We start from the raw sequence: 7,045 nt of genomic DNA, 5'->3' as shown, positions 1-7,045 counted from the left end.
CCCGGGGTGGGGCCTGCCGGCTTGGGGGTGCCTCCCGGGCGGCCTGCCGCCGGGGAGGGCGCCGCCTTGCGCGGCGCGGACGGCTTCGCAGCGGACTTGCCGGCGCTACCGCCGCCGGGCCCCTGGAAAGCGTCAGTCAGTTTGCGGACAACCGGCGCCTCGATCGTCGAGGACGCCGAACGGACGAATTCGCCGAGTTCCTGGAGCTTGGCCATGACGACCTTGCTCTCGACTCCCATCTCCTTGGCGAGTTCGTATACCCGGACCTTAGCCACTTCGCTCCTTTTAGGTCCGGGGTGATCGTCCGCCGGACCGTCGCTACTTCATGGGCGTACTCATCGCGTACTCATCGAGTGCTCATCGCAATCTCGACCTACTTCCATCTCGCGAGGTACCTGACCGCACGGTGTATCCGTGCCGTTCTACTTCTTACGGGTGTTACCGGTTCTTACGGGGCTGCCTGCTCGACGTACCGGCGCAACTCCGCGGTGTCCGGCGTGACCGGTCCTCTGAAGGCCCGGGCGAACGCCCGACGGCGGACCGCCAGGTCGAGACAGGCAAGGGCGGGATGCAGATAAGCACCCCGACCGGGCAGCGTACCGCGAAGATCGGGGACGCACGCACCCCCGCTCACCGCCACACGCAGCAGATCGCTCTTGGCCGCGCGTTGACGGCAGCCGATGCAGGTTCGCTCCGGGCATGCTGACGTCAGCGTCCGACCAGACACCTTTTAGTCTACCTCCCCGCGCCAACCTCACTCCTTCGAGTGGGCTAACGGACGGTTGTTCGTTCAGAACTCACAGCCTCGCCGGTCCGGCGGGGGCTGTCGGCTCAGTCCTGCTGCTCGGTGTCCGGCCGGATGTCGATCCGCCATCCGGTCAGCCGTGCGGCGAGCCGCGCGTTCTGGCCCTCCTTGCCGATCGCCAGCGAGAGTTGGTAGTCGGGCACGGTCACCCGGGCGGACCGGGTGGCGGCGTCCACCACCTCGACGTGGGAGACCCGGGCCGGGGACAGCGCGTTCGCCACCATGTCCGCGGGGTCGTCCGACCAGTCCACGATGTCGATCTTCTCACCGTGCAACTCGGCCATCACCGCCCGCACCCGGGCGCCCATCGGGCCGATGCAGGCGCCCTTGGCGTTCAGTCCGGACCGGGTGGAGCGCACCGCGATCTTCGTACGGTGCCCGGCCTCGCGGGCGATCGCCTCGATCAGCACCGAGTTGTCGGCGATCTCGGGCACTTCCAGGGCGAAAAGCTTCTTCACCAGGTTCGGGTGGGTGCGCGAGAGGGTCACGGACGGGCCGCGGGCGCCCTTGGCGACGCGCACCACATAGGCGCGCAGCCGGGTGCCGTGGGCGTAGTCCTCGCCGGGGACCTGCTCCTGCACCGGCAGGATCGCCTCCAGCTTGCCGATGTCGACCAGCACGTTCTTGGGGTCCTTGCCCTGCTGGACGACGCCGGTGACGATGTCGCCCTCCCGGCCGGCGTACTCCCCGAAGGTGATGTCGTCCTCGGCGTCGCGCAGCCGCTGCAGGATCACCTGCTTTGCGGTGGAGGCGGCGATCCGGCCGAAGCCGCTGGGGGTGTCGTCGAACTCGCGCGGCTCGGCGCCCTCCCCCGCCTCCTCCTGGTCCTCGGTCGCCCATACGGTGATCTGCCCGCTGCTCCGGTCCAGCTCGACCCGGGCCCGGCGGTGGCTGCCCGGCTCGCGGTGGTACGCGATGAGGAGTGCCGACTCGATCGCCTCGACCAGCAGGTCGAACGAGATCTGCCGTTCGGTCACCAAGCCCCGCAGGGCCTTCATGTCGATGTCCACGGCTACGCCTCCTCAGTGCTCTCGTCGTCTTCGACGGTCTCGTCGCCGTCGTCCATCTCGTCGTCCGTCCCGTCGGCGCCGTCGTCGGCACCGCTCTTGCGGTTGAACTCGACCTCGACCCTGGCCCTGGCGATCTCGGCGAAGTCCGCCCGGGCCGGCTTGGGCTTGCGGCCCTTGACGCCGGGGACCTCCAGGTCGAGGCCCTGGTCGTCCACCGCCATGATCCGCGCGATCAGCTCGCCGCGCTCCTCGAGCTGGAGCTTGACCAGGCGACCGGCGTTGCGGCGGAAGTGCAGCGGCTCGGTCAGCGGACGGTCGGTGCCGGGCGAGGTCACCTCGAGGACGTACTCGCTCTCCCCCATGACGTCGGATGCGTCGAGGGCCTGCGACATCGCTCGGCTCAGTTCTGCCACGGCGTCGAGCTGGACGCCGTCCTCCGCGTCCACGACGACCATCAGCTGGCGGCGCTTGCCCGCCGCCGACAGCTTGACCTCTTCCAGCTCCAGTCCCGCCTCGCCGACCAGCGGCTCAAGCAGTGCGCGCAGCCTCTCGCTCTGGGTGGTGCTCATCCGGGTGACTCCTCGGCCGCGTCTGCTGTTGTCATGGAAGGTCGCGTGTTGGACCGCACTTTACCCGAGTCCGACCACCCCCGGACGCGCCGCGGGGCGGGCGCCAGGACGTCGGCACGCCCCCATACACTCCCTGTCATGATCCCGAAGCTGACCCGGCGTAGCGCCGTGGCCATGGCAACCGTCGGTGTGGTGGCGGGGTGCTCCGGCGGCCGGGGCAGCGCCTCGACCGCCGGACGGGCCGACGCGTCGGACGCGGCGTGGCAGGCGCGCGAGGCCCGGGACAGCGCGGCGCTGGTCGCGCGGTACGACGCGGTGATCGCGGCATACCCGGGGCTGGCCGCGCGGCTGGCACCGCTGCGGGCGGACACGGCCGCGCAGGTACGGGCCTTCGGCGGCCGGGCCCCCGCCGCCCCTTCGGCGACCGGCAGCCCGGCGCCCACCTCCACGGGCTCGGCGTCCGCCGTGCCCGCCACCGCCGACAAGGCCCTGGCCGCGCTCGCCACCGCCGAGCGCACGCTCACCGACCGCCGGGCCGCCACGCTGCTCGACATGCCGGGCGGCCTCGCCCGGCTGCTGGCCTCGGTGGCCGCGGCGGGCGCGGGCCATGTCGTCCTGCTCGGCCGCCCGGCCGGAAAGTGAGCGCACGGTGAGCACGATCGTCGACGCCGCACAGGCCGCCCTCGCCGCCGAGCACGCGGCCGTCTACGGCTACAGCGTGGTCGGCGGCAAGGTGGCCGACTCCCGGAAGGCCGAGGCGCGACAGGCGTACGACGCGCACCGGGCCCGCCGGGACGCGATGGCCCGCACCGTGGCGGACCTGGGCGCGGTCCCGGTGGCCGCCGCCGCCGGCTACGAACTGCCCTTCGCCGTGCCCCGGCCCGCCGACGCGCTGCGGCTGGCCGGCTACCTGGAAGAGCACGTCGCGGACGCGTACGGCGACCTGGTGGCGGCGGCGATAGGCGGGATACGGCAGGACGCGGCGGGCGCGCTGCGCGAGGCGGCGGTGCGTGCCGTGCGCTGGACCGGCGGCGGCGTAGCCTTCCCGGGGTTGACCGAGGAGCCCTGACCGGCGGGCCGCACGGGCGTACGACGGAGGGAACGCGACACGATGAGCGCAGCGGCGCACGAGGGCGAAGGCGAGGGCGACCACCGACCGGCGGGCGTGGTCATCGAGCCGCCCGAGCGGCTCACCCGTACCGTCACCGCCTGGGAGGGCGAGGCGGGCCGGAAGTGGCTGACCCGGCTGCCGGAGACAGTCACCGGCTACCTCGACCGCTGGGGGCTCACCGCGGAGCGGGTCTTCGCGGCGGGCGGCCGGATCAGCATGATCGTGCTGGTCCGTACGGACGACGGCACCCCGGCCGTGCTCAAGGTCGGCATGGTCAACCGGGAGACCGCGCAGGAGCACGCGGCGCTCGCGCACTGGGGTGGGCGCGGCGCCGTACGCCTGCTGCGGGCCGACCCGGAGCAGGGCGTGATGCTGCTGGAGCGGCTGCACGCCGACGTGTCGCTGCGATCGCTCGCCGAACCGAAGGCGATGCTCGAAGCGGCCGGGGTGCTCCAGCGGCTGTGGGTACCGCCCGCCGACGGGCACCCGTTCACCACCGTCGAGGAGTACACCGGCGCGTTGGTGCCTCTCCTGCGGCAGCGCCGCGAGCAGCCGTACGCCGAGGACGTACGGCCGCTGATCGACGAGGCGCTGGCGCGCTGGGACCGCCTGGTCGGCACCGCACCCGAGGCCGTCCTGCTGCACGGCGACTACCACCACGGGAACGTGCTGGCCGGGGATCGCATGCCGTGGCTGGCGATCGATCCCAAGCCGCTGATCGGCGAGCGGGCGTACGACCTCGCGTGGCTGGTGCGGGACCGGCTCTCGACGCTCGCCGCGCAGCCTGGTTCCCGGGCGGCGGCCCGGCGGCGCCTGACGAAGCTCGCGGATGCGCTTGAGGTGGACCCGGAACGGCTTCGCGACTGGGCCTTCTTCCGCGCGGTCGAGGCGGGCGTGTGGGGGTTGGCGGTCGGTGGCCGCGAAGACGGCGAGCTGCTCCTGGAGTTCGCGACCTGGTTGTAGGCGGTACGGCTCCCGCCGCGGGTGCCGCGGGCCGCTCCCGGGTGCCGCCCGGTGACCGGTTGCGCGCGCGGTTCCCCGCGCCCCTGAATTCCTGCGGCCCTTCCGCGAAAAGAGCGTCGCCAACCCAACCCAGGCGCGGGGAACTGCGCTCCCCCAGAGCTTCGCCTGGGAGGTACCCCCAGCCCACCACCGGCGGGTGGTCCCTGAACCGGCAGCACGGGGCACCCCGGAGGGTCAGGCGCCCCGGAGGCGGGCAATCGCCTCGGGGAGGGGGAGCTCTTCGCGGGTACCGGTACGGCGTTCGCGGAGTTCGACGACGTCTTCGGCCGCGCGGCGGCCGGCGACGAGCACGCGGGGCACCCCGATCAACTCGGCGTCGGTGAATTTCGCACCGGGCGAGACCCCGTCCCGGTCGTCCAGCAGAACCCGGAGCCCTGCTGAGTCCGCCGCCTCCGCGGCGCGCGCGGCGAGTCCGGCGGCGGCCCCCTTGCCGGCGGCCACGATGTGGACGTCGGCGGGAGCGACCTCGGCCGGCCAGCACAGGCCGTGGGCGTCGGCGGTCTGCTCGGCGAGGGCGGCGACGGCGCGGGAGACGCCGATGCCGTAGGAACCCATGGTGACGCGGGCGGGCTTGCCGTCGGGGCCGAGGACGTCGAGCCGGAACGCGTCGGTGTACTTGCGGCCGAGCTGGAAGATGTGGCCGATCTCGATGGCCCGGTCCAGCCGCAGGCCGGCGCCGCAGCGGGGACAGGGATCGCCGGCCTCGACGGTGACGACATCGAGGTGGCGGTCGACGGTGAAGTCACGGCCGCAGACCACGTTGGCGGCGTGCCGGCCGGGCTTGTTGGCGCCGGTGACCCAGGCGGTGCCGGCGGCGACCCGGGGGTCGGCGAGGTAGCGGATGCCCAGCGTGCTCAGCCCCTGCGGGCCGACGTAGCCGCGTACCAGGTCGGGCCGGGCGGCGAAGTCCTCGGCGGTGACGAGCTCGACGGTCGCGGGGGCGAGGTGCTCGGCGAGCTTGCCGAGGTCCACCTCGCGGTCGCCGGGCACGCCGACCGCGGTGATCTCGCCGTCGACCTTCACCAGGAGGTTCTTCAGGATCGCGGCGGCGGGCACCCCGACCGCGGCGGCCAGCGCCTCGACGGTGGCGGTGCCGGGGGTGTCCAGTTCCTCGACCGGACCGGAGTCGGTGGCGGCGGGGACTGCCGCGGTGAAGACGACCGCTTCGGTGTTGGCGGCGTACTCGCAGGCCGGGCAGTCCGCGAAGGTGTCCTCGCCGGCCGCGGCGGGCGCCAGGAACTCCTCGGACGCGGAGCCGCCCATCGCCCCGGACACGGCGGAGACGATCCGGAAGTCCAGGCCGAGCCGGCGGAAGATCCGGGTGTACGCCTCCCGGTGCAACCGGTACGCCTCGGCGAGCCCCTCCGGCGCGAGGTCGAAGGAGTAGGCGTCCTTCATCTGGAACTCGCGGCCGCGCAGCACCCCGGAGCGGGGCCGGGCCTCGTCACGGTACTTGGTCTGGATCTGGTAAAGGATCACCGGAAGATCGCGGTAGGAGGTGACCTGGTCCTTCACCAGCAGGGTGAAGCTCTCCTCGTGGGTGGGCCCGAGGACGTAGTCGGTGCCCTTGCGGTCGGTGAGCGCGAAGAGCAGGTCGCCGTACTCGGTGGCGCGGCCGGTGGCGTCGTACGTCTCGCGGGGCAGCAGCGCGGGCAGCAGCACCTCCTGGCCGCCGATCGCGTCCATCTCCTCGCGGACGATCCGGGACACGTTGTCCAGCACCCGCTTGCCCAGCGGCAGCCAGCTCCACACCCCCGCCGACGAGCGGCGTACGTACCCGGCCCGTACCAGCAGCTTGTGGCTGGTGGTCTCCGCGTCGGCCGGGTCGTCACGCAACGTCTTGAGCAGCAGCTTGGACATGCGCAGGACCATCGTGTTCTCCGTGTTCCTCGAAGGTCCGGCGAGGATATCCAGCGGGCGGGCGGGGGCCGTAGAGGTTTACGACCGGGAGTAGTAGGGAAAGGCTCGCGCCGCCCTGCGACTCCCCAGGTCGCTATTCCGGGCGGCGCGACAGCGGCAGCGGGGCGCCCATCACGGCGTAGGGGCGGGTCGCGCTGGGGAAGTGCACCGGGCGGGCCAGGTCGCGGTAGCCGAGCGAGCGGTACAGGTGGCGGGCGGGGCTCTCCCCGTCGATCGCGGAGAGGATGCTGCGCGGCTCGGTGGCGGTGTCGGTGATCTCGGTGATCAGCCGGCGGCCGACGCCGCGGGACTGGAAGTCGGGCAGCACATGCAGCTCGGTGATCACGAAGGAGTCGTCCAGCCAGCCGTCGTTGTCCTGCGCGCGCAGGTACGGCTGGACCACGCTCGACCACCAGTGCGCCCGGTCGTTGGGCAGGCCGTAGACGAAGCCGACCATCCGGCCGTCGGCGGTGCTGTGCGCGGCCAGTGCCCGCGCCCCCGTGCACGCCAGGTGGCGCCGCACGATCTGCCGGCGGATCGCGACCTCCTCGGGCCCGAGCCCGAACGCCACCGCCTGCACGCCCAGCGCCTCGTCCACGTGCTCGCTGAGCGCGCACGGGCCGACCAC

Annotated in this window: 9 protein-coding genes; 3 read left to right on the top strand and 6 right to left on the bottom strand. The window is 72.9% G+C overall.

Annotated features, from left to right (window positions below; translation table 11 throughout):
• The 4 genes from AC13HU_RS28065 to rimP all read right to left on the bottom strand — a co-directional run.
• Nucleotides 1-275, bottom strand: a 275-nt coding sequence (locus AC13HU_RS28065) for a translation initiation factor IF-2 N-terminal domain-containing protein (RefSeq protein ID WP_483044755.1), incomplete at its 3' end; no start/stop codon positions are given.
• 173 nt (nucleotides 276-448) lie between these two features.
• Entirely contained in the window at nucleotides 449-727 is a 279-nt protein-coding gene (locus tag AC13HU_RS28060) for a YlxR family protein (protein ID WP_483044754.1), read from the bottom strand.
• 104 nt (nucleotides 728-831) lie between these two features.
• Nucleotides 832-1,815, bottom strand: a complete 984-nt coding sequence (gene nusA, locus AC13HU_RS28055) for a transcription termination factor NusA (RefSeq protein ID WP_483044753.1) — start codon at nucleotides 1,813-1,815, stop codon at nucleotides 832-834.
• Nucleotides 1,816-1,817: 2 nt separating this feature from the next.
• A complete protein-coding gene (gene rimP / locus AC13HU_RS28050; protein ID WP_483044752.1) occupies nucleotides 1,818-2,384 on the bottom strand; it encodes a ribosome maturation factor RimP in 567 nt (188 codons plus the stop codon).
• A 138-nt stretch (nucleotides 2,385-2,522) separates the two neighbouring features.
• On the opposite strand from rimP, the gene AC13HU_RS28045 reads away from it, so the two are divergent.
• From AC13HU_RS28045 to AC13HU_RS28035, 3 genes are read left to right on the top strand one after another with little or no spacing between them, the layout of a single operon-like run.
• Nucleotides 2,523-3,026, top strand: a complete 504-nt coding sequence (locus AC13HU_RS28045; protein ID WP_483044751.1) for a hypothetical protein — start codon at nucleotides 2,523-2,525, stop codon at nucleotides 3,024-3,026.
• Nucleotides 2,992-3,453 (top strand): ferritin-like domain-containing protein, encoded by a 462-nt coding sequence (locus tag AC13HU_RS28040; protein WP_483044750.1) that lies wholly within the window; start codon nucleotides 2,992-2,994, stop codon nucleotides 3,451-3,453. Before AC13HU_RS28045 ends, AC13HU_RS28040 begins: the two co-directional genes overlap by 35 nt.
• A 42-nt stretch (nucleotides 3,454-3,495) precedes the next feature.
• Nucleotides 3,496-4,458, top strand: a complete 963-nt coding sequence (locus AC13HU_RS28035) for an aminoglycoside phosphotransferase family protein (protein WP_483044749.1) — start codon at nucleotides 3,496-3,498, stop codon at nucleotides 4,456-4,458.
• A gap of 234 nt (nucleotides 4,459-4,692) precedes the next feature.
• On the opposite strand, the gene AC13HU_RS28030 is transcribed toward AC13HU_RS28035, so the two are convergent.
• Together AC13HU_RS28030 and AC13HU_RS28025 are read right to left on the bottom strand one after the other, a co-directional pair.
• Nucleotides 4,693-6,390: a proline--tRNA ligase gene (locus AC13HU_RS28030; protein WP_483044748.1), complete on the bottom strand. Its 1,698-nt coding sequence runs from the start codon at nucleotides 6,388-6,390 to the stop codon at nucleotides 4,693-4,695.
• Nucleotides 6,391-6,511: 121 nt separating this feature from the next.
• Nucleotides 6,512-7,045 (bottom strand): GNAT family N-acetyltransferase (locus AC13HU_RS28025; protein WP_483044747.1); only part of this gene is annotated, 534 nt, incomplete at its 5' end.

The sequence above is a fragment of the Streptomyces sp. NH27 genome, assembly GCF_056859195.1.
Note: the sequence above shows the minus strand (reverse complement) of the source record. Positions and strands in the feature narration are given on the sequence as shown.